This is a genomic window from Moheibacter sediminis, from assembly GCF_900176425.1.
Taxonomy (GTDB): Bacteria; Bacteroidota; Bacteroidia; order Flavobacteriales; family Weeksellaceae; genus Moheibacter; species Moheibacter sediminis.
In genome coordinates this window covers 400432-422791 of the sequence record NZ_FWXS01000002.1, presented here as the reverse complement: position 1 = coordinate 422791, position 22360 = coordinate 400432, and the positions used below count along the sequence as shown (strand labels likewise).

Here is a 22360-nt window from a genome sequence, read left to right as displayed (position 1 = left end):
ATAGTTAGACGGCAAACATTTGACGGGGTTGCGTCATCTTTTTGTTAAATATAGAAATTAAATTTTCTTAAAAAAAACTTAAATTCATAAACTGAGTAAAATTTAACTTAGCTTGTTGCTTTAAATTTGTGAAATGAAAAATATTGTCCTTTTGGTCCTGTTCATGAGTCTATCGGTTAACGCACAGATTCTCAGTCATAAAAAAGAATTTACCCAGCAAGATAGTCTTCGCGGAAGCGATAATTCATACAGAAACTGGTGGAATGTTTTACGCTATGACATAGAAGTAGAACCTGATTTTAATCAGAAATTTATCAAAGGAAAAAATACGATCACTTTTAAAATTGAAGATAATTCCAAAGAAAAAATCATGCAAATCGATTTGCAGCAACCCATGCAAATCGATAAAATAATCTTGAACGGAGAAAATTTTACATTATTCCGAAGAGATGAAAATGTTTATTTCTTTGATTTAAAAAAGTATAAATTAAATTCAAAGGAAAATAAAATTGAAATTCATTTTTCAGGAAATCCACGCGTTGCTGTAAAAGCTCCTTGGGATGGCGGCTGGATTTTCAAAAATGATGAGCAAGGCAGACCTTGGATGTCGGTTGCTTGTCAGGGATTGGGTGCAAGTGTCTGGTATCCGAACAAAGATTATTTGGGCGATGAGCCCGATAACGGAGCAAGTTTATCGATGATAGTTCCCGAAGATTTGGTGGCGATAGGAAATGGTCGTTTGACAGATATGAAAGAAATCGATGGTTCAAAATTGATGTTCAAATGGGAAGTGAAGAATCCAATCAATAATTACAATATCATTCCATACATCGGACATTATTCGGTTATCAAAGACAGTTACAAAGGTGAAAAAGGCAAACTTGACATCGAATATTGGGTTTTAGATTATAACAAAGAAAAAGCTCAAAATCAATTCAAACAAACACATGATATGCTCAAAAGCTTTGAGTATTGGTTGGGAGCTTATCCTTTTTATGAAGATAGTTTCAAACTCGTTGAATCTCCGCATTTAGGCATGGAACACCAAAGTGCGATTGCTTATGGAAACGGTTTTGAAAATGGATATTTGGGAACAGATTTATCGGGTTCTGGTTGGGGATTGAAATGGGATTTTATTCTCGTTCATGAAGCGGGGCACGAATGGTTCGGAAATAATATTACTAATAAAGACGTGGCTGATATGTGGATTCATGAAAGTTTTACCGCTTATTCAGAAACGCTTCATACACAAGAATTGTATGGCATAGAAGCTGGAAATGATTACGTAATCGGAACACGCCAGAATATTTTGAATGACATTCCCATGATTGGAATTTATGGGGTGAATCAGGAAGGAAGCGGCGATATTTATTACAAAGGAGCCAACATGATTCATACTTTTCGACAATTATTGGAAAACGATGAATTGTTCAGAAAAATTCTACGCGGGATGAATGAAAAATTTTACCACCAAACCGTTACCACCAAACAAATCGAAGATTACATGAGCGAAATGAGTAAAATTGATTTGACCGAATTTTTCAATCAATACTTACGCACGATTCAAATTCCGACTTTAGAATATAAAATCAAAGGAAATGACATCACTTACCGCTGGACAAACATTGTTGACAAATTTGATATGCCGATTAAAATCAACAATTCAAACGAATGGCTTTTCCCAACTTCAGAATGGAAAACTGAAAAGCTAACATCCGGATTGGAAAAGGATTTCAAGACTGACAGAAATTTTTACATCAATATCAAAGAGTCTAATTAAGAAAATTTACTCAAAATATTGATTGGCATGTAATATTTTTACATCGCCCTTTTCGTTCAATCTTTTATATTTTTCCATTCCATTTTCAATTTCTCTTTCATATCCAGATTGAGCAGGAAGTGTAGAACTTGATCTGTCCAAATCCTTATTAGAAAGTACTGGGAACAATCTTTTTTGGTGTTTAGGATACTTTTTAGCATCGAATCTGTCAACCACATCCAAAGTGACTTGAGCATATAAAACACCCATTGCACCGACGACCTCAATCACATATATTTTTCCGGCATCTAATTCTGATTTTACAAAATAAGAATTTTCCGAGGCAGCCCAGAAAATATGTTCTCCCGGTTCACATTCATATCGTAAATATCCTTTTCCTGAAAATTTTCCAAGAAATTTATTACCCTCAAAATATCTAAAATTAACCATTGATCCTGCGCCTCCCGTTCTCACCAAATAAACCACCGCTTTTCCTTCACTAGGATTCTCAAGTTCTATAGTTTCATCTTTGTATTTGAAAGTTGAGTAAGTTTTAACTTTAGGTGTCGGGGCAACATATTTTACATACTCGATTTCATCCAATTTTTGTTTGTCATAAACCACTCCCTCTGTTTCCTGAATAGATTTGACCGATGAAAGATAAAGAAACTCAGACTGATTATTTTCTGAATTCATAAATTTCACCTTGCCATCTGTGGCAAATTCTAAATCATAAAAACTAAGAGGCTGATCATTAATTAAAGTCAAAATTCCGACTTTGATTTTGTCGCCAACTTTCAGTTTTTCCTGAGCCAATGCGGTAATTGAAAATAAAAAAATAATTAGTAGAGTAAGTCGTTTCATTTTGGATTTTTAAAAATTTTTCAAATCTATGATATTCTTGTAATTTTCAAAATTAATTTTGAGTAATCATTTGCAAAAATTCATCTTCGGTTAAAACCTGAACAGTTCCCAAAGCTTCCGCTTTTTTGAGTTTACTTCCGGCTTTTTCACCCGCAATCAAGTAATTTAGATTTTTACTGACAGCAGAAATATTTTTACCCCCGTTTTGTTCGACCATTTTCTGTGCTTCCTCACGTGTAAATTGAGTCAGGCTTCCCGTGAAAAGAAAAGTTTTTCCTTCTAATAAATTAGAAACCGGTTTTTCTCCTTCGCCTACCTCCATCTGAACTCCTGCATTTTTCAATCTTTCTATAATGATCTGGTTTTTCTCTTTGGAAAAGAATTCTTGAATGCTGACGGCAATTTTCCCACCGATGTCTTCCACATTTTCCAATTCTTCCAAAGAAGCATTCATCAAATTGTCAATCGAATGAAAACGCTTCGCTAATTTTTTCGCTACAGTTTCACCTACATGACGAATTCCAATGGCATATAAGACTTTTTCAAAAGGAATTTTCTTGGATTCTTCGATTGCATCAATGATATTTTGAGTTGATTTTTCTGCCATTCTTTCTAATGGCAGAATATCAATTTTCTTCAAATCATAAAAATCAGCTACATCTTTCACCAAATTATTTCTGTAAAATAATTCTGCCGTTTCGCCACCTACACTTGCCATATCCATAGCTTTTCTCGAAACATAGTGTTCCATTCGACCGATTATTTGAGGCTTACATCCATCTTCATTTGGACAAAAATGCTGGGCTTCCCCTTCTTTTCGAACGAGTTCAGTTCCACATTCAGGACAATTTTTGATGAATTCAATCTTCTCTGAATCGGGCTGGCGAACATCCAAATTCACTTCTACAATTTTCGGGATGATTTCTCCGCCTTTCTCCACATAAACCATGTCCCCGATGCGAACATCGAGTTTATTGATGATGTCTTCATTGTGTAGTGAAGCGCGTTTCACAACCGTTCCGGCTAGACTTACAGGTTTTAGATTTGCCACAGGTGTAATGGCTCCGGTGCGACCTACTTGATAAGAAATGCTCAATAATTCTGTTTCTGATTTTTCAGCTTTGAATTTATAAGCCATTGCCCAACGCGGTGATTTCGCAGTGAAACCCAACTCTTGTTGCTGGTTGAATGAATTCACTTTGACTACAATTCCATCGGTTTCAAACGGTAGGTTTTTTCTTTCAGTTTCCCAGAAATCAATGAATTGTAAAACTTCTTCCAAACTTGAACATAATTTTGCCGTCTTGGGAATTTTAAATCCAAAATTTTCTGCTGATAAAAGCATTTCCCATTGCGAGTCAAAATTCAAATTTTGACCGATAATCGAATATAAATAACAATCCAATTTCCTTTTGGAAACCTCGCTGCTGTCTTGTAACTTCAAACTTCCGCTCGCTGTATTTCTTGGGTTGGCATACAGTTCCAAACCAGATTCGGCACGCTCTGCATTGATTCGGTTAAATTCTTTGTGAGGCAAAACAATTTCGCCCCGGATATAAAATTTATCCGGAAAATTTCCTTTTAATTTTAATGGAATCGAACGAATGGTTTTGATGTTAGATGTAATTTCATCGCCTTGAAATCCATCTCCGCGTGTTATCGCCTGTTTCAATTTTCCATCTTCGTATAAAATAGAAATGGAAGCACCGTCATATTTTAATTCACAAACAAATTCCACTTTTTCGTCCAGAGCTTTTTCGATTCGTTTTTCCCAATCTTCCAAATCTTCGATGGAGTAGGAGTTATCGAGTGAATACATTCTATTTTCGTGTATAACCGTCGGGAAATTTTTAGTAATTGTTCCGCCAACGCGTTGTGTAGGAGAATTCTCATCAAAGAACTCAGGATGCTGATTTTCCAAATCCTGCAGTTCTTTCAACATTTGGTCAAAATCAAAATCAGAAATCGTCGGATGGTCTAAAATGTAATAATTGTAATTATGCTGATTTATTTGCTCGCGAAGTGTATTGATTTTTTCCTCGATGTTCATTGCAGTTTGCGTTTGTGCAAATATAAATTTTCAGAATGAGAAATATCTAATATTGTATGCGAAGTTAAAACAAGTTCAATTTGACGAAGGAAAAGAATTTACGTCATGCTGAATTCATTTCAGCATCGCATCAGTTCTCTTAGCAGTATGAATTTCAACTTGACATTTATAAAATTAACTGGTATTTTTATTAAAATTTAACCAACCATGCAATTATCCTATGTTTATATTCTTACTAACCAATATAGAACGACTTTTTATATCGGAGTAACTTCAAATTTGAAAAAGAGAATAATACAACATAAAGAAAAGAAAGGCTCAATTTTCACTTCAAAATATAACCTTGATATTTTGGTATATTATGAAGAGCATTTATACATAACGTTAGCAATTCAAAGGGAAAAACAACTTAAAAACTGGAAACGAGAATGGAAGAAAAACTTGATTCGTCAACAAAACCCAACATTTGCTGAACTTGAAATTTAATTTCCTCTTCTGGGTTACGAAACCAATTCACGTGATGCCGAATTCGTTTCAGTATCATTTCGGTTGAATGAACATCATGTGAAGTTGAAACAAGTTCAACTTGACGGGGATTTCCAATTACATTCTCGAAAGCACTTCTTGCTTTTTAGCTTCGTATTCGTCACGGGTAATTAGAAAATTATCCATCAATTTTTTGAGTTTGCTCAAAGTTTCAACGGGATCTTCCTGAACCGGTTTTTCTTCAGTTGGTTGTTGGCTTTGTGGCGTATCTAAACTAATTCTGCCTGCTGAAGCTTTGATGACTTCGATTTCGCGCTGTCTGCGGATTTCATTTTGGATTTCTTCTTGTTCCTGACAATAAGAATAAATTTTTCTTGCTTGGGTTTTAGGAAGATAATCAATTTCGCTGGTCAGATTGTGAATTGTTTTTACAGTAATTGTCGCACCTAACATATTTTCTTTCAAGTTACAATCCTTCAAATCGCGCCAAATGAAATCCTGAAATTCCATCGATAATCCTAAATTTTTAGGACGGCAGAAAATGATTCTTTTGTCCGTGATTGCTACATAATCAGGAGAAATGTTAATGGCTGGCTTCTTTTGAACAGCGATGTAAATTAATTCTTCAGCATTCATCAGAATACCATTTAATTTATCGAGAATTTTCTCAATGTCTTTTTCGTCCTGGTTGTCGTTGATATATTTTGAAATATCCATTCAATTTTAATTTGAAATAAAAGTAACGACAATCCGATGAATCTGGAAATAATTCTTTCATAAAAACGCGTTAAAAGAAAAAAGCCATTCTAATTTTTATTTCAGAATGGCTTTCAAAATTATTTTAAATATATATTTTACTTCTTCACAACATTAATTGCCAATTCGTCCAACTGCATTTGATCAATCGCCGCAGGCGCATCAATCATCACGTCGCGTCCTGAATTATTTTTCGGGAAAGCAATGTAATCACGAATCGTTTCGCTGCCGTCTAAAATAGAAACCAAACGGTCAAATCCAAAAGCAATACCACCGTGCGGCGGCGCGCCGTATTGGAAAGCATTCATCAAGAAACCGAATTGTTCCTGAGCTTGTTCGGGCGTAAATCCTAACAAAGAGAACATTTGCGCTTGCAATTCACGGTCATAAATACGAATAGAACCCCCACCGATTTCATTTCCATTTAAAACCAAATCGTACGCATTCGCTCTGATTTCGCCTGGATCTATGGAAAGTTTATCCATGTCTTCCGGTTTCGGAGAAGTGAACGGATGGTGCATCGCATGCCAACGGTTTGATTCTTCATCAAATTCCAACAAAGGAAAATCAACTACCCAAAGCGGCGCAAATTCGTTCGGATTTCTCAATCCTAAACGTTCTGCCAATTCCATTCTGAGCGCACTCAATTGTTTACGTGTATCGTTTGCTTTTCCTGCCATGAGGATCATCAAATCACCTTTTTTCGCATTCATTTTTTCTGCAAAAGCAGACAAATCTTGTTCAGAATAAAATTTATCAGCAGAAGATTTGAAAGTTCCATCTTCATTCACTCTAACCCAAACAAAACCACGTGCACCGATTTGCGGACGCTGCATCCATTCGAGCAAACGGTCAATGTCTTTTCTTGTATATGAATTCAAAGTAGGAGCAGAAATACCGACTACCAATTCTTCTTTGTCAAAAATGTCGAAACCTTTTCCTTTTGCCAATTCATTCAATTCATGAAATTCCATTCCGAAACGGATATCCGGTTTATCGTTCCCGTATTTGCGCATCGCTTCGTCATATGTCATGCGCGGAAATTTTTCAATTTCTACATTGTGAACAGATTTCAGTAAATGTTTGGTCAATCCTTCAAAAATTTCAAGGATATCTTCTTGTTCCACAAATGCCATTTCGCAGTCGATTTGTGTAAATTCCGGCTGACGGTCAGCACGTAAATCTTCGTCACGGAAACATTTTACGATTTGGAAATATTTGTCTAATCCACCAACCATCATCAATTGTTTGAAAGTTTGAGGCGATTGTGGCAAAGCATAAAATTCACCCGGATTCATTCTTGAAGGAACCACAAAATCACGTGCTCCTTCCGGTGTAGATTTAATCAAAACCGGAGTTTCAACTTCTATGAAATCTTTGTCTGAAAGATATTTACGAACTTCCTGAGCAATTTTATGACGGAAAATCAATTTATTTTTTACAGGATTTCTTCTCAAATCCAAATAACGGTATTGCATTCTCAATTCCTCACCGCCGTCTGTATTGTCATCAATCGTGAACGGAGGAAGTTTTGATTCATTTAAGATTTCTAATTTTTCGATTAATATTTCAACTTCGCCAGTAGGGATATTTGGATTTTTAGAAGCTCTTTCGATGACCGTTCCCGTTGCCTGAATCACAAATTCACGTCCAAGTTTTTTAGCAGTTTCAAAAAGAGATTTGTCAGAACGCTCTTCATCTATGATCAATTGTGTGATTCCATAGCGGTCACGAACATCAATCCAAATCATAAATCCTTTATCACGAAGGACAGACACCCATCCGCTGAGTGTTACTTTTTCGTTTAAGTTTTTTAGGGTCAATTCCCCACAGTTATGCGTTCTGAACATTTTTAGTTGAAATTTTTTAACGCACAAAGGTAAGATTAGAAGTTAGAAATTAGAAGTTAGAAGTTAGATTTTTTTGAATTTTTCATTAATTCAAAATACTTAGTACTTTTTACATCATACTTTCGACAAATTTCATACTTTTGCCGTCCATAACTACACACGTGGTGGAATTGGTAGACACGCCATCTTGAGGGGGTGGTTTCCTACGGATGTATGGGTTCGAGTCCCATCGTGTGTACATAAAGCGTGTTGGATAGTTTCTAATGCGCTTTTTTAATACTGTTAATCAATGCTTTAGATGTTTGTTGGGAACATAAAGAAACATCTAAAAAACATTTAGCGCTACATTTGTCTGACCTAAAAATGACTAATTATACCTCGATCAAATTTTTAATTCAAAGTAAAAATAATCCAGCTAATGTTTATGCAAGACTTTCTATGATCAGGATGGAACCAATAAATTTCATTCTCGGTTGCACCGTGTGTAAAACCCTGAACAGGGGAGAGGACAGGGTTACTATTATATTCCGGAGCATCGATTCCCAGTTCATCATATACCTGGATAACTCCTTCTTCTGCATTTGCCAGGATTCCGTGGGAACTTCCCACAATATCCACCGGGCCTCCCGTACCTTGTGTAAACCAATCCTGTAAGAAGTCTCCGAGGTTTTCATCAACACATCTGAAACACTTAAAAAGGAAAAATAAATTTTTAAACGATTTGAGGAAATAAAAATAAAAGAAACAACCTTTGAGCTGTTTCTTTTTTCTGTTTTTTCATTTTATAAATTACTGAAAATAAACACTGTTTATTCCGTCAAAATACATATCAACACATTTAATACATTTCCCATTGTCAATCTAATATCAGGATAAAAATATTCTAATTTATATTGAAATAACTTTTTCTCATTAATTATAGTATTTGAGTACTCTTCATCTAAATAATAATATGCATTTATTTTTTCTGAATTATCCCAAATAGTTAATTTAATCGAATCTTCATTATTTAGGGTTTTATTAAATTTTATCCACAGCCATGTTTTAGTTGGTTTAGAATAATTACAAGTATTTACAAATATGCACTATCAGAAACTTCATAAGGACGTTTGAATCTTTCTTCATTTATTTGATTACATAAATTATCTGTTTTTTATCGTTGTTTGAACAACTAAACATTAAAATTAACTGTAATAAAAGCATAAAGTTTATTATTTTTAATCTAATTACCATCAGATTTTCCTAATTTTATATAATCTACTTTTAAGTGAGTCGGTTTATAATCCGTAGCTACATCTTCTACATTTGCTTCTCCTGTAAACGATGAGTTATCAAAATCTAAACCACCGGCACCCGCTACTCCTCTTGCAAATTTAGCACAATAAGTAGGGTTACTTTTATCACTAACTCTGATACACTACCCATCTCCTAATAAAATTGCTTTTTATGTTTTCTATAATAAAGATTATCATTTACTTGTATGTAATTTTCATCTGTGTCGCAATCAGAAAAACAGTAAATAATAGATCTGCGATTTCCTATAAAAGGATTATAATCTGTTGAGTAAATAATTATTGAATCTTTATTAGTTTTTTCTGTTCTCCACAGATGTATACTAAAAATATTAAAATCTTTCTTAAATTTCATTATTTCTTCATTTTTAAATATTTCATTTTCAGAAGATAACGCTATATGTCGCGAACTGTCTCCGTTTAATTTATTTTGAATTTCTAATGATAAATTTTTAATTAAATCTTTATTCTGAGCTATCTTATCAAAGTATTTATCTTTTCTTTGAGCTGCACAAGAACTAACAAATAATACTATCAGCATTTGTAAGCTTATATATTTAATGTACGCCATCTTTTTCCAATTTTTGAATAATACCAGTACTAAAATTAGGATCGCCAGGATTTGGAGGCAAATCTTGCGAAGCTCTATAATGAGGGTCATTTGCTCTTCCACTTTTTGAAAGCATTTTAAATATAAATCCAATCCCTTTTGCTAATGCCCCTACCTTTGATTTTGAAGCTAATCCAGTTACTCTATCATTATACTTGCCATTTTTATCTTTAGATTGATAATCTTCGTATAGGATATTACCTATTTTGCCTTGGTCTTTGAGCTCATATAATTTATCCATTAATTTTGAATCTTCATGTATTGGTGAGCCTACTAGAACCAAATTATCAATTTTATAAGAACCATCTAACCCATATTCTTCGGGATTTACTAACAATTGGATTACAGCTTGAGCTACAGTTACAGATCCCTGACTTGCTCCTACAATATTATTTTGCTCTCCATCTTTTAATGGATTATTTATTATGTCTTGTGCTATACCACTTGCTACATTATGAATTCTAGAACCTATGGGTGCAACATCTAATAACGGTTTTTGTCCATTCCACATTACATGCAGCATATCGCCTATTGTAGAAAAAGACCCATCAATTGTTTTTGAATAAGTATTATGCTTTTGAAGATAAATTTTTAAAGATTCCTCAAAACCAGATACATAAGGACTAGGGTCATTCGGATCATAGCCTAATCCTGGGACAAAAATAATTCTTTCTCCATCCGGATCAATAAATACTATTGGATTTTGAGCACAATAAGCATAGGGGGAAATGTTTGGATATTTCTCGGCCAACGGATCCACACTCAACCACACACTTGTCCTCGCATCATAATATCTCGCACCGTAATAGTACCAACCCGTTTCCTCGTCGAGTTCTTTGCCATTGAACTTGTAAGGACTGTTATTTGAGCTTCTGTGCTCTTCAACGAACGTCTCCCCAAAAGCGAAATACTCCATGTGCTGGCTTACTTCTCCTAAAACGTTGGTAATATACGAAGTACTTCCCAAATGATCAGGATGGAACCAATAAATTTCATTCTCGGTTGCTCCGTGTGTAAAACTCTGAACAGGATAGAAGACAGGGTTACTGTTGTATTCCGGAGTATCGATTCCCAGTTCATCATATACCTGTATAACCCCCTGCTCTGCATTTACAATCACTTGGTTAGAAGATCCTACAACATCTACCGGCCCGCCTATGCCACCGGTAAACCAATCCTGCAAGAAGTCTCCCAGATTTTCAGTCGTTCCTATCTTGGAAGAGACACGTTGTGTTCCTGCATAGTAATGTTTGGTATAAGCAAGGGTTTGTTCATTTTCTTCGTCTCCATTGCTGCCAAGTCGTGCTACGACCATACCGCTCGGGTAGAGCATTGCATCGGTTTTGATCTCGTCCGCAACCTTTTTACCGTTGAGGTAGATGCTGACACTTGTATTGTTGTGCTTGAGGATACGTTCACCTCCTGCGTCATAGGTATAGATGGCAATCGGTCTTATTCCTTCGGCATCCGGTGTGATATCTACTGCACGCAGGCGGTTTTCTTCATCCCAAAGATTGGTTCTGAGCTTCTCTACCGTTTCAGACTCGCCTGTGGCTTGGGTAAGGTGTGTCATATTACCATTGGCATCATACTCATACATTTTGATTTTGATGTCATTGCCTGTACTTGTTTCGTAAGGTTTGTCAATGATCTTACGCGGCGCATGAGGCTGTGAATAAGAATATCCCGCTACATTGTATGATGCGGAGTTGTATCCGTCATTAGCTGCATCCATATAATCCAACCTATAAGTGGTTGCAGGAATATCTGTCCAGGTTCCTCCGCTTTGTCCGGGCGCTTTCTGGTGTAATTGCTCTTTACTTAGGATATTGTGCATCTTGTCATAAGACATTTCCAGTGAATATTGCTGCTGTTCGTAACCATCATCCGCAGCATTTCTTCCGGTGAAAATTCCGGTTGCTGTTTTCAGACGGTTCAAATCATCGTAGGTATAGATGTATTCTGTAGCTCCGCCAATCTTTCCTGCACCAGGTAATGCCGCACTGTTCATCACAGAAGTAACATTGGACAATACATCATAATTGTAATTGTTGTCGAGGAAGGTACGGTTGGCATTATTTACGGTCATGTTATCCAGTCTTCTGCGATTGTCCTCATATTCGTAATTGGTTTCCGTTCCGTTTCCGTAGCGCAGGTATGTTCTTTGTCCGAATTTATCATATCCAAGCTGGCTGATGATATTTTCATTCTGCTGTGCTTGTTTTTTACTTGTGATGGCATGAAGCTCGCCGCCACGGTTGTAGAAATAAGTAACTTCTTCCTCATCAGGATAGATGATCTTTTTCACACGGTTCCATGTATCATATTCCCATTTGGTCTGGAACCAGTAAGCCTTATCTCCCGGAACCGCAACAGAACGTAAATTATAGGTAACTTCACCCAATCTACCATATTTGAATTGCTGTACACCTGAAGCATCGATCTGATACCAAAGTCTTCCCACCGTAAAATCATCTGCAGCCGAGGCATCTTCTGCTTGTCCGTAAAAGAACTGAACATTATTATGAGGGTTCAGCGGATAGCTGATGCTGTCCAATCGGTTGAATGTGTATTTGTATTTTATTTTATCACCTTCACTTGCAGCCAACAAATTGGAAGTTTCCTTTTCAATCAGGTTACTTGCATTGTCATACGTGAATTTAGTTATACCATTGTCAGGATGGCGGAGCTCCGTTCTTCTTCCTGCTTTATCGTATTTGCTTTCGGTGATATTTCCATCAGTATCTTTTACTTCCTGTAATTCACCTATGGCATTGTACTTAAATTCCGTTGTAATCGTTCCGGCATTTGTTGATTCTTCAACAACTTTTGTGGTACGTCCTCTTATGTCTGTAAAGCTGTGTTTTGCCTGCCCTGATTCATTAACTACTCTTGTTTTGAACAAGCTTTGATCGATACTATATGAAGTAGTCATTAAGAAGCTTTCCCCAGGCAGTTTGGTGGTCAGTACACGATCGAGTGCATCGTATGTTGCTTCGGTCGGAGGAATGAGGGGTTCACCTGTATTATAGGTGTCGGCATTGTAAAGAAGTGCTGTACCTGTTAAAGGGTTACTTGTATTAAATGCTTCTAAAATTGGATAATATGTTTTTTCAGCACGACCAAATGCATCGGTTTGTACCTTTCCGTTTACCAACCAGTGTCGGGTTTCTCTGTTGTCTATGACCGTTTTTGTAATTTCTGCGGTATCGTTTGTTATGTCACTTTTTATAGAGGTACTTTTCTTAACCTGAATAGGCCTTCCTAAACCGTCCGCCAATGTAATGGTGTATATTTCATTGTCAGTAGCCGGTGTTTCTGGGTTACTACGGAATTCCGGGTCAAAGTGTCTCGTAACAGCGTAATGCAATGCTTTTTCTCTTCCGCCGCTTTCTGATATAACTACATTAAATTTTCCCTTTGCAGGTATCATATACTCATTGAAATCCAAATTTTGTACTCTTGAGGCTACAGATTCTTCTCCTTTGTATTCAAATCGGATTGTCCATGCCGGATCGCTTATTGTCAATCCCTCTACAAATAATTCGTAAGGCCCGGTAATTTCTACCACACGTCCGCGTTTGTCAATGCGGGTACGCATAGGCTGATAGTTCATGTCCTCAGTGTACACCAAAGTTCCAAAAAGGTATTCGTAAGTATTATTTGAACTGTAACCAAATGCGTCAGTGATATTTATCGGGTAGGTATGTACTTTGTCATCATAAGTATATTCGTAGAAGAATTTCTGGTTATTACTATCCACGCTTTCTTCATGGATTACTTTTTGGATGTTTCCAAAATCGTCATATTCAAATGAAACTACTGCACTTTCTTCAGCCTCATTCAGGTACGTACTCACTGAAGTCAGATTTGCTGTGCCGCCGGAAAAGTCATAGGAAGCCCCTCTTTGTCTTAACCATCCTTCTGACGATACAACTCTCATGGATAATGGGAATCCTTTGAAGTATTGCGTGTCATACCCTGAAGTCTGATAAGAAATACTTGTGGTAACTTCATCATCACCCCCTTCACCGTTATCTACGTACCGGGTAATATTTCCATATTCATCAAATCTTTTAATTTCAGTAAATGTTGTCTTGCTGCCTGTTCCTCCCTCTGTAAATGTTTTAATTGTTTTAATAGGCGAAACAAAAAGACTTGATTTGTCAATAGGATTTCCGAAATCACCAGAATTAAAGACATAATCAGATTCTTTTACTATTTGAGTTTGAACTGAAGGATCAATAGTTCCTCTTAACATAATTGCATATGAGCTTTCAGTAGATGTCCACTCTACGATGCTTCCCTGCTGATTTTTACCAAATAGAGATTCTTTCTTAACTGCTCCTTTTAAGTAATAACTGTTATTGTGAAATTCCTGTAATGAATATCTGTAAATCTCATCATTATTTTTTACATCCAGTTGATTTACTTTAACAGTCTCATATCCCATGAATTCTCTTTCACGACGGTCATGTTTTGGATTTTCGTATTCTACTGTTGATTTTGCTTCATCTGGCGTGAACGCATTATCTTCACTAAAATTATCATTAACATTAATGCTTGTTAGTTTCCATTTGGCATTCGGCATTTCATAAGAGTTTTGCTCTCTTTCATAATCTATAGTCCAGGATCCTCCGAGCGGGGTATAAACTTTTTTCAGCAAGTGGGTTTTTCCTGTTTTGTTGAGGCGGACTTTTAGATCACCGTCGTTAGCATTACTGCCGGTAGCTGTATAGAGTATGTCCGGCAAGCCATCTCCGTTTATATCTGCAATGGTTTTTTCAGTCCTGTCTACCGACTTACTAATAGAAATTCTTGGGGTAACAGTAAATTTAGCGATAATCAGACTAAATCCGACAGTAAAAGCAATATTGGCGCCTTCTCCCACACTACGATTCATATTAACTGTAGCGTTGTTGATGGTACCGTAAGATGTGCTAAACCCATTTCCGGTATTCAAATAATATCTAATAGCATTCCCATTTGGATTTTCCACAAAATCTGGCAAACCATCTCCATTTAAGTCAATGAAATTTTGTTCAGTATATGATTCTCCTGCAGAGACAGATACTCCTCCTGCAATACTGTTCATCCAGATGCTAAAGCCTATCCCACCACTGAAATTGGAGTTTTTTGATTTCAATTCTACATTGTTTCGCCAGACATAGCCTGTAGTTTCAAATGAATGTCCTAAATTCAATTTTACGATTACCTGTCCGTTTTCCACATTTACTTTATCCGGTAGACCATCTCCATTCATATCTATCCATAAACTTTTCTCTTCTGTTTCACTCCAATTACCTGAAACATTTATCCCTGCAGAAGAGGGCAACTGTACATCGGCATTAGCAGCGACTTGTATGCCTCTGCTTTTTGCAATTGCTTTTTGGACATCTTGAGTGGATGCCGGCGTTGAAAAATTTATGAACGTACCACTGGCTGTAGCTCCTTCACCGTTAGTTTCACTTTCAGAAGGAATTCCTAAGTTATTAGGAACTACTTCATTTAATTTGCCAATAGAATTTGTATACTGAATCTTATTCTCAGTTATGATATCCGGATAACGATCCCCGTTCAAATCCATGTATTGAATAAGAGTTTTGTTATCATTGTCGCTGATTGATCCTCCTGCACCTACAGGTCCTGCTCCAAAACTGCCTGCATATGAATTACCGTCTCCTTTACTTACTAAAGGCATCCTTCTAACTGCACCTGCGTCTACAATACCATCAAAATTAATTCTGATCGATTCCAGGTCATTTACGCCCAACCTTGAACTGCTCATGGCATTTGCCTGAACGTAAGTTTCGGGATCATTCCCTTCCCATACTTCATAATATGGTCCATCATCCTCAAATTGCTTATTAGCATTTGGCACCAAAATTATAAATGGTATGCTCTGAGGATCAATGCCCAAGTCAGGGCTGTTTGCTTCGAAACAATCCGGATCATCTCCACAGTTATCATATACATCTGAATCAGGAATATTGTTTTCATCTATTTCAGGTAATTTGAGCTTGGATTCATCAATGAGAGAGCCCGGTTCATTTCCATTGTATGCAAAATGTCCCCAAAACCTATAGTTCGGACCAAAGTTGTCATTTCCTATTTTAGCAGACGTATAGCCGTTCCTTGCAAAGAATTCATATTGGGTAGCGTTAATTTTATCATAAATTTCTGTGCCAGGGCTTAAATGATTAGCTAAATGTTTATTTACTGTAAAAAAATCAACATATATTTTAGGGGTGAATTTACTTGTATCATCAATAATCCAATCTCCTATATTACTAAGTTGGATTACTTTGCGAGGACCTAAAAAATTAATATTAATAACTGTAGCCGTCATTAATCTTTTACCTATAACCTGTTTGTTAGAATTCTTAATAACTAAACTAACAGGATATGAACCTTCCGGAAATTCTGCTTCGAGATCTTCTGGAAAAGAAAACATAGAATCATTATATGAAATTATTAATTTCAGCGGGCGATTAATATTTCTTAAGTTTATATCTGATGCTCCTTCTGTCCAAGGTTTGTAATTATATATTCCATAATTCACTACCCCGTTAATTCTTACTGAATTGGTATTTTCTTCAAATTCCACGTAAGGCTTCCAATTGATTTGTTTCCAATCTACATTTGAATCAGAAGTAACTTCAAACCTGATTATTCTGTCATAATTCACTGATGTAAAAGTAGCAGGAATAACAGGACTCATATTTGAAGGGTTCAGCATGTAGGTTGATAGGTTTGTATGATCTACTGTTCTTGTATAAGAGGAACCTGGAATAAATACTCCATCATTATTGAGAGTACCGATAATTACTTTAAAAGTTAAATCATCTGAATATTGATTAGGAGTTATTGTCAACGGATCCCACTTGATGGAAAAAGCTTTGTTTTTAGGGACAGCCAAATCAATTTCACCTGATAAAATAAAACCCTCACTCGCAGAGGAAGAAAAAAAGCTCAATGCATTGGCATCCAGATTATTTGTGCCGGTATATAAAATTGTAGGATCCCATTCTACTCTGTCATGGGTTCCTTCTTCTTTTGATTGAACTCTAAAATATAAACGATCACCTTTTGTCACAGAAAGTAAGGTGTTCATAGCTGCTGTATTGGAAATCACATCTCCGTTTGGATCTAAAGTAAAGTTTAAAGCGTACTTATTTGCACCACATGAGCCTGTTCCAAATGGAACTAATTTCGGAAAACCGATTGTTGGATTACCTTCTGGAGTATTCGGACTACTTCTGTGATGTTCAACTGAAATACATACCCCATCATTATTTTCTAAGGACTCATCATTTTCTAAAGGTATTGGCATAGGTGATAATTTGGCTATACCACTTATATTAATGGTTCCTGTAGTTGGAGCGACCCACTTTTTTATTATATCCTGAAGAGGATTATCCCTTTCAATATCTTCGTCTAACTGATCATTAATGTCGCCTATAATTTCAGAGTTTAAAGATGTGTCACTCGGAATTAGGTTGGGAGTCGTTAAGCTTGCAATATTAAAAGAACTAAATAAGGGTCCGGGATTAAATAAAACTCTCCCATTATTGACGATGTCGATCAGACCGTCTCCATTAACATCGGCATAATACACTTTTGTGACATTTTTGGAAAAATTCTTTGTATATCCTAAATATAATAGAAAATTAGATTCCAGACCTACACTATGTGAGTTAGATGTAGATTCTAAAAAATTGTTAGATCCTGATAAGGATTGTATGGGTCCAAATCCAAAAGGAGTTCCATTTCCCTTATTTTCTCCTAAATTTAGTCTATATTTTAATCCACTTGAAGTTTTGAAAACTTTATCCGGCAGGTTATCTCCATTTATGTCGATAAAGGAAATATAACCTGTATTTTTAGAAAAGCTATAGTCATATGTTACTCCTACAGTATTTTGCTTTGATGCAAAATTAGAACCCAATCCAACACCTGCTGAAAGACCTCCTGAATAACCATTCCCATTATTAAAACCAAAAGGGCTCCCTTTCCATACAAATTTTTCACCTGCACTAGGAAGTTTAGGGCTTACATTAATATTATCATTTATTCCATCCCATGATAAATCAGTATTGGAATTCATAATATTATTATCAGTTACTTCACTGTAATATTCCAAAGTATTGGAATAAAATAGCATATCATCTGCATCGAATTCTGAAATTTTAACCAGTTGTTGTTTAGAAAAGTTTGGAGCATCGTATTCAAACTGGTAGGTTCTGATGCGTTGAGGTTCTTTATAAACATAGTCTATATGAATTTCTGTTAAGTTATCTGAAATGACTTGTACCAAACCTAAACGAGCATTTATGTTTATATCCTTTCTTTCTGTGAAACTTGCAGTTCCGAAAGAATAATTATTTCTGATAAAGTTTACCTGATAGTATGCTCCAGGAGATTCATTCTTATTTTGAGTATATATAATATTTTTCAAATAAAACTCTTTACCAGTATTCCCGGCACCTGCTCCTAAATAAATAGGGGAATCATAACTGTATTCTACATAATTTCCATTTGTATCTTCGGTACGATAAAGTGCCCAGTGAGCAATGTTACCATCCGCTGTCTTAATAACAGCATTTGGTGTTGTAGGATTATTAGGATCTCCATAAATGCTTTTATTTCCCATCTTATCGGTTACTTCCCACCAATAATTTTTAGGAGAAGTTCCATACCTTACAACTTTCAAGTAGCTGCCATGTTCTTTTCTTGGGTAAAATTGTCTTTCGCCAGCTATTCTACAAATATCAGAAGTACGATGAGGATTTGTAAAATCTTCACCAACCTTCATAGTCAACATTTCACCTGCAAGTGAATATATTTCTGTTTCAAACGGTCTACCATTACAGCCACTGCTTTCATCAAACCTAGGAGCGCCCCATCTTGTATCGATACTTATTGCAGGAACCGAAAGATCCCATCCAATCCCCATCCAGCCGTTGCCACCTTCGGAGTTGTAATTCACAGAAAGAGAGGGTTGCATACCTGCACGTCCTGCAGGTAGTTTAATTGGAAAACTTGTATTTGCCGTTCCCATATTGTTAGGGGTGGGAGGAGCTATGCTGACAACTCCGGCGGCCGGGTCGGCGGCTTTTATGTCCTTTATGCTTGTAGGAGTAAAGCTTCCTGTTTCAGGAGATTCGGGTACTTTTATAATTCCGTTTACAAAATCTGTGAAGTGTGAAGTTTTGGATACAATTATTTTCTTATCTAAAAGAATAGTATCACGTTCTAGGGCTATCCATTTTTTCTGAGTTAAATCAAAATAAAATGTTTTGATGTCCTGAGGTTTATAACCAGCCGGTATTTTAGATTCGTCATAAGGTATTTCCAATGTTGCCGGAACAGTAGTAAAGTGCTCCCCGTGAGGAAGTAATCGATAACCGGAATGGTTTCCTGTTACATTTACCATTTCAGGAGAAACAACTGATAAATCCTGGTATCTTAGAGCGGACATGAAGAACGTTGTCTCCTTGTCAATGCTGTTGGCAGCAACTTTTAAGGAAGCTCCCTGATGAGACAGTAAATTTTCAGTTGCAGGAAAAAATTGTTTATTTACAAAAGTATTGTCATTGCTTAATTCAAAAATATTGTCAACTTTGTCATCTTGCTGATTGATTATGGGTAATGTGGTGATTTGGTTACCTTGAGAAATTTTAATTTCATCACCTACATTTTCTATAATTGATTCAAAAATTCCATTTCTTACAGGAATTTCGATTTCGTTAATCATGATGACATCAAAGGTTTTGTCGGCAAATCCAGAGATGTATAATTTTCCATCATACGCATTTAACTGAGTTTGATGTATGGTAAATAAATTATTCTCTGTTGTATCATCTTTTTTATCTTCAATTATCAACTGTACGTTTCTCACCATGTACTGATAATTAGCCCTTTCCAATGTTGAAAAACGAATAAAGTTAACTCCTTCATTCAATTCCTCGTGACTGATTTTTTCTTTTTGGACAGACCATGCATTTGACTTTTTGATAAGGTATCCGCCTCTGGAATAATTATCGTTAATTGTTACTGATGCTCCTGAAGCATCCGCCAATCCATAAATTTCATAAGTTAGGTAAATGTTCTTTTCTGATGATGGAAGTTCATTTAATGAAAGAGGAAATATATTGTCAGAAGGATCATCTATAGGAAATGTTTCGCTTTTACCAATAATACCTTGTTTGTTTACTTCAGGCTCTTTAATATAATCACTATTACTAAAATCAGAGGAAATGTAATCTACCGGAGCAGGTAAAATTTCTTTTTCATTAATAAAAATCTTGTCAATGACTTCATCATGAGTTTCCTTTTCTAAAAGAGAAGAATAGTCTTCTACAGCGTCTTCAGAAAAAGGATTTGAACTATATTCTTCTAAAGGCAAATAAGTATTTTTATCTACTTTATTAGATATTTGTGGTTGTTCTACGAATACGGTCTGTCCAAATATTTGTATAAATGCAACCACCATGCTCGTGGTTGCAAGAAGTTTCTGCTGTTTTCTAATGTATGAAATTGGTGAGATTCTTTCCATGACTATTTTATTTTAGAGAGCTTACTTAACGATTAATTTTTTGGTCAGTTTTTTGTTTTTTGTAATTACCGTAATAAGGTAAGAACCAGACTGAAGGAGTCTGTGGCTCCATTGGTATTTTGAAGAATTTTTCAATAATTCATTATGAACTAAGCTTCCTGCGAAGTCATAGATTTGTATCTGTGCATCTTGTTCTTCAAACAGATTTATTTCTACTGTGAACGAATTATTTATTTGTGTAGGATTTGGATAAATTGTTATAGTTTCCTTTGCAAGTAAATCATCCACTGAACCGTCTTTTTCCAAAGGACGTGAGGAACCTTCTGCCACTACTTGTGTGGTATCTTCTACCTGACAACCATTTTCATTTGTAAGAACAACTGTATAAGTTCCCGGCCTGCTAATTGTAATTTCTGCGGAATTACCTACGCTTATACCTGCACTAAACCATTCGTAAGTTACAACACCTGTAGCAGTAACATTTTCTGAAGCATCAATTGTAACATTAGGATCGTATATGACAGTAAACGGATCATCAATCATTAAATATTGATCCTCGAGTATATTGTCATTCATGCCGGCTGTCGGAGAAACTTCAAAAGCGATTTCACGAAAATATCCAGTGGCGTCTGTTACTTTTAAAGTATGCCAACCAAGTGGCAGGTTTGTAAAACTGATATTTCGGGATAAAATATTTAGTTGAGAATCAATAATTAATTCATTTTCATCAAATATTTCAAAATCGAAATTTGGTTCTCCAAAAGTAATTTGAATATCTATGTTTCCTACTTCAGCGTTGCATTCCATCGGTTGCAGATTCACATCCACTATCATTTTAGGTCCTACAGCAAATGTAAATTGGTCAAACCCCGATTCTTCTTCATCCCAATTCAAATCTGAATAAATGACATAATCCCCGTCAGTAGCATCGTACATGTAAGCTGTACAATCCACACATTGGTTTAAATCAAATGTTGATACTGTTTGTTCATTTGCCGAACGATCAACTAACAGCCAAATAGTGATGTCATCCCAGTATTCCGGCTCATATTCGTTTTGGATCCTGTTAGTTAATTCTGCTGCATTGTATCGAAGTTCAGTTGTTATTTCATCAGAAGTTGTTCTGTAAGGCTGAACCAGCCAAGTCCTTTTCATTTTATGAAGCTCCCAATCATTTATACTTTCATTTTCCTCTGTCACATCAGTGATACCATCATTATCTCCTATGAATATGAAATTATCGTCTTCCAAATAAAACTCATTTGATTCATTATCCTTTGCAAACTCTCCAAGGCTTAATATGATTTCTTCATTTAAAGAATGGCTGCTTTTACTTTGTTTTTGATATAGTTCTGAGGCATCATCTCTACCAATAGCTAAAATGCGGTTACCAAAAACAGAATTATTTTGTTTATCCCAAATAATATCATATTTTGAATTAAAGTAATGAACATCATAAGTCAATGTGATACCATATTTTACAGCCAAATAACTTTCTACTTTTTGTCGTTCTTCTTTACTTAAAGCCTTTCTGTAAATAATAAATTCCGGAATCAAACCTCTAAATGCATCCATAGAAGGATTTGAGTTTGCTTTACCTACATATACAGTGCTTTCACCTCCTGTTCCTATACTATTATTTATTTTTTTAGAATTAAAATCAAACCAGTTAAGCGTATTAATCAAAGCATTCGGAATTTCCTCTTCCTCTTCAGGGTATTCTAAAGAAAAAGTTTCTTTAGTTAAATGATTTGTTGAATAATAAAAACCTTTTTCATTGATTCCATTTCCTTGATAGCCACCCGTTCTCCAGTCAGAATAAATCAAAGAGCTGTTTTCGTTTCCTTCATTGATGTATACCGTGAAAATGGTTGCCACGGCCATATCTTCTACTGAATAAGGGAAATTTAAATTTCCTGCACCTTCAACTCTAATGCAGTGGTTGTAATTAAATAAATCCTCTATAACAGTACCTGTTCGGGTAATGGGATATGCATTTGGACCATAATCTTTTGATAAGGGAACAGTTGAGCCAGTTTTATACCACATATCAATCCCTGAAACCCCTCCGGGAAGCTGACTTAAAACGAAAGAAACAAGTAAAACGGTGAAGAGAGAGAGAAACTTTTTCATGG

At 35.8% G+C, this 22360-nt stretch carries 10 protein-coding genes and 1 tRNA gene; 3 read left to right on the top strand and 8 right to left on the bottom strand.

Annotated elements, in window-relative coordinates; translation table 11 throughout:
• Positions 1-133 precede the first annotated feature (133 nt).
• Positions 134-1780: a M1 family metallopeptidase gene (locus tag B8977_RS04825; RefSeq protein WP_084016542.1), complete on the top strand. Its 1647-nt coding sequence runs from the start codon at positions 134-136 to the stop codon at positions 1778-1780.
• 6 nt (positions 1781-1786) lie between these two features.
• Here the strand turns inward: B8977_RS04825 and B8977_RS04820 are convergent, their stop codons facing one another.
• Together B8977_RS04820 and ligA are read right to left on the bottom strand one after the other, a co-directional pair.
• A complete protein-coding gene (locus B8977_RS04820; protein ID WP_084016541.1) occupies positions 1787-2623 on the bottom strand; it encodes a hypothetical protein in 837 nt (278 codons plus the stop codon).
• A 52-nt stretch (positions 2624-2675) separates the two neighbouring features.
• Positions 2676-4673 carry an NAD-dependent DNA ligase LigA gene (gene ligA / locus B8977_RS04815; protein WP_084016540.1) on the bottom strand — a complete coding sequence of 666 codons (1998 nt, stop codon included), beginning with the start codon at positions 4671-4673 and terminating at the stop codon, positions 2676-2678.
• A gap of 207 nt (positions 4674-4880) precedes the next feature.
• Between ligA and B8977_RS04810 the strand changes: the two genes are divergently transcribed.
• Positions 4881-5159 carry a GIY-YIG nuclease family protein gene (locus B8977_RS04810; RefSeq protein WP_084016539.1) on the top strand — a complete coding sequence of 93 codons (279 nt, stop codon included), beginning with the start codon at positions 4881-4883 and terminating at the stop codon, positions 5157-5159.
• Positions 5160-5276: 117 nt separating this feature from the next.
• Here the strand turns inward: B8977_RS04810 and B8977_RS04805 are convergent, their stop codons facing one another.
• Both B8977_RS04805 and aspS read right to left on the bottom strand, forming a co-directional pair.
• Complete coding sequence (locus B8977_RS04805; RefSeq protein WP_084016538.1) at positions 5277-5876, bottom strand: PH domain-containing protein; 600 nt, start codon at positions 5874-5876, stop codon at positions 5277-5279.
• Positions 5877-6013: 137 nt separating this feature from the next.
• The gene (gene aspS, locus B8977_RS04800; RefSeq protein ID WP_084016537.1) at positions 6014-7765 is read right to left on the bottom strand and encodes an aspartate--tRNA ligase; all 1752 of its coding nucleotides are present in this window, start codon (positions 7763-7765) and stop codon (positions 6014-6016) included.
• Positions 7766-7920: 155 nt separating this feature from the next.
• On the opposite strand from aspS, the gene B8977_RS04795 reads away from it, so the two are divergent.
• Positions 7921-8003, top strand: a tRNA-Leu gene (locus tag B8977_RS04795).
• Between the two features lie 152 nt (positions 8004-8155).
• Here the strand turns inward: B8977_RS04795 and B8977_RS04790 are convergent.
• The 4 genes from B8977_RS04790 to B8977_RS04775 all read right to left on the bottom strand — a co-directional run bounded on the left by B8977_RS04790 (position 8156) and on the right by B8977_RS04775 (position 22358).
• Positions 8156-8374, bottom strand: coding sequence for a hypothetical protein (locus B8977_RS04790; RefSeq protein WP_143736325.1), 219 nt, complete (start codon positions 8372-8374; stop codon positions 8156-8158).
• A gap of 819 nt (positions 8375-9193) precedes the next feature.
• Positions 9194-9628 (bottom strand): hypothetical protein, encoded by a 435-nt coding sequence (locus B8977_RS04785; protein WP_084016535.1) that lies wholly within the window; start codon positions 9626-9628, stop codon positions 9194-9196.
• A complete protein-coding gene (locus tag B8977_RS04780) occupies positions 9615-20225 on the bottom strand; it encodes an RHS repeat-associated core domain-containing protein (RefSeq protein WP_084016534.1) in 10611 nt (3536 codons plus the stop codon). Before B8977_RS04780 ends, B8977_RS04785 begins: the two co-directional genes overlap by 14 nt.
• A 21-nt stretch (positions 20226-20246) precedes the next feature.
• A complete protein-coding gene (locus B8977_RS04775; protein WP_084016533.1) occupies positions 20247-22358 on the bottom strand; it encodes a DUF8202 domain-containing protein in 2112 nt (703 codons plus the stop codon).
• Positions 22359-22360 lie beyond the last annotated feature (2 nt).

Excerpts from the sequence above, each read along its gene's own strand:
- B8977_RS04825 (WP_084016542.1), top strand. The coding sequence starts at position 134 with ATGAAAAATATTGTCCTTTTGGTCCTGTTCATGAGTCTATCGGTTAAC.
- B8977_RS04805 (WP_084016538.1), bottom strand. The coding sequence starts at position 5,876 with ATGGATATTTCAAAATATATCAACGACAACCAGGACGAAAAAGACATT.
- B8977_RS04820 (WP_084016541.1), bottom strand. The coding sequence starts at position 2,623 with ATGAAACGACTTACTCTACTAATTATTTTTTTATTTTCAATTACCGCA.
- aspS (WP_084016537.1), bottom strand. The coding sequence starts at position 7,765 with ATGTTCAGAACGCATAACTGTGGGGAATTGACCCTAAAAAACTTAAAC.
- B8977_RS04810 (WP_084016539.1), top strand. The coding sequence starts at position 4,881 with ATGCAATTATCCTATGTTTATATTCTTACTAACCAATATAGAACGACT.
- B8977_RS04775 (WP_084016533.1), bottom strand. The coding sequence starts at position 22,358 with ATGAAAAAGTTTCTCTCTCTCTTCACCGTTTTACTTGTTTCTTTCGTT.
- B8977_RS04785 (WP_084016535.1), bottom strand. The coding sequence starts at position 9,628 with ATGGCGTACATTAAATATATAAGCTTACAAATGCTGATAGTATTATTT.
- ligA (WP_084016540.1), bottom strand. The coding sequence starts at position 4,673 with ATGAACATCGAGGAAAAAATCAATACACTTCGCGAGCAAATAAATCAG.
- B8977_RS04780 (WP_084016534.1), bottom strand. The coding sequence starts at position 20,225 with ATGGAAAGAATCTCACCAATTTCATACATTAGAAAACAGCAGAAACTT.